The sequence below is a fragment of the Curtobacterium sp. NPDC087080 genome (genome assembly GCF_044745105.1).
Taxonomy (GTDB): Bacteria; Actinomycetota; Actinomycetes; order Actinomycetales; family Microbacteriaceae; genus Curtobacterium.
This window is the reverse complement of the sequence record NZ_JBIUZP010000004.1, coordinates 1-1,664: the sequence shown is the minus strand read 5'-3', so window position 1 is coordinate 1,664 and position 1,664 is coordinate 1. Positions and strand designations below refer to the sequence as shown.

Annotated in this window: 2 protein-coding genes; one reads left to right on the top strand and one right to left on the bottom strand. The window is 72.4% G+C overall.

The features are described 5' to 3' along the window. Nucleotides 1–225 precede the first annotated feature (225 nt). Nucleotides 226–879 carry a hypothetical protein gene (locus ACIPEQ_RS11435; protein WP_126891915.1) on the bottom strand — a complete coding sequence of 218 codons (654 nt, stop codon included), beginning with the start codon at nucleotides 877–879 and terminating at the stop codon, nucleotides 226–228. Between the two features lie 173 nt (nucleotides 880–1,052). On the opposite strand from ACIPEQ_RS11435, the gene ACIPEQ_RS11430 reads away from it, so the two are divergent. Continuing rightward, nucleotides 1,053–1,508 (top strand): MarR family winged helix-turn-helix transcriptional regulator, encoded by a 456-nt coding sequence (locus ACIPEQ_RS11430; protein ID WP_126891914.1) that lies wholly within the window; start codon nucleotides 1,053–1,055, stop codon nucleotides 1,506–1,508. Nucleotides 1,509–1,664: the final 156 nt, after the last annotated feature.

Here is a 1,664-nt window from a genome sequence, read left to right as displayed (position 1 = left end):
CGGCGCTCGGACGCGGGGGACGTCCGAGCGCCGCCGGGGTGGGCGCGTCCGACCGGACGGGGGGACGACGGTCGGACTGCGCCGGGGATGACGTCACCCGGCCGGAAGGGGGGAGGCCGGTCGGGGGGCGTCGGTCTGAGGGGTCGATCCGGGGAGGCGGGTGCGGGAGCCGGGAGGTGCCGGCGGGGCGGGATCAGGTCGTCACGCCGGCGCGCTCCCTGCGGGTCAGGCGGTGAACGTCCAGGTCATCGGGACGGACGCTGCGAGGCCCTGGTACGTGTTGCCGGCCGACGGGTCGAGGGTCACGGCGAAGTTGAACGGGACGGTCGCGCCGGCGGCGGGTGCCTGGGGCATCGTGAAGGACGAGGCCGGCGCACCCTTGAAGCTCGCCAGGGTGCCGGTGAAGACGGTGGTCGAACCCGAGGTGATGACGAGGTTCATCTTCGCGCACAGGTCGGTGGCGGTGCCGTTCTGGGTGCCGTTGGCCGACTGCGTGCAGGTCGCACCGGGGGTGAGCGTGAAGGTCGCGGCGTTCGCGGTGCCGGTGTTCTTGATCGAGATCGCGGTGTTCACGGTGTTGCCCGGCGTCATCGTCGTGCTGCCACCGAACTTGTTGATCGTCGAGCAGGTCGCCGCGTTCGTCGAGACCGAGCCGCCGTCGGTGCTGAGGCAGGTGACGGTCGCGCCGGCGTTCTGCTCCTGCATGACCAGGGTGCCGGTGGCGGCGGTGTTGCTCGAGTTGGTGATGCTCGCCGCGAACCCGGACAGGGTGCCCGTGAGGGAGAGCGAGAGCAGGACGGCCGCGAAGATGCCGGCCAGGAGCGCCACGGGGGCGAAACGGATCCGCTTCAGCGCGGAGGTGCGGAGCTTGGTGGACACGGTGGACCTCTTCGTTCGGTGGTGGTTCGGGCTTGTCGGAGGATCGGGAGCAAGTGGTTCGGGCTCACTTGCTTCAATCATCAAGATAGTCACTGATTCACCAAGTTGACCACTCTTATACTTACCCCAGAGCGGGGGACGTCCCGTGTCCCCCTCCGACGGAAGCAGGTCCCGTGGCCCCCACCAGCGACGACGACGCCGACCTCATGGCGGCCTTCGCCGCGGTCGTCCGCGCGAACACGAGCCTGGTCGGGCAGTTGAGCGCGCGAGCCGGCATCCACGAGAACGCCCTGCGCGCACTCGTGCTCGTCAGCGACACGGGCTACTCCACCCCCACCGAGGTCGCGGGGTACCTCGGCCTGACCTCGGGCGCGGTGACGAACATGATCGACCGCATGACGGCCGCCGGCCTGCTCGAGCGTGCGCCCAACCCCGCCGACCGCCGCGGGTCGCTGCTGCGCCTGCTCCCGGCCGGCGACGCCGTGGTCGAGGACTACCGCGCCCGCTACGGGGCGATGCTGCGCGCCGTCGACGGCGCGCACGGCGGCGAGCTGCACGAGGTGCTCAACTCACTGGCGACCAGCCTGTACGAGCAGGCGGCCGACGCGGTCGGCGACCGCGGGGACTGAGCCGGGAACACGGCGGACGGGAGGGGGGGGGGGGGGGCCCCCCCCCCCCCCCCCCCCCCAGCCCCCCCCACGGGGCGGGCCCCCCCCCCCCCCCCGGCGCCCGCCGCCGGCGGCAAAAACGCCCCATGCCCGACAACCGGCGGACCACGGCAAAAA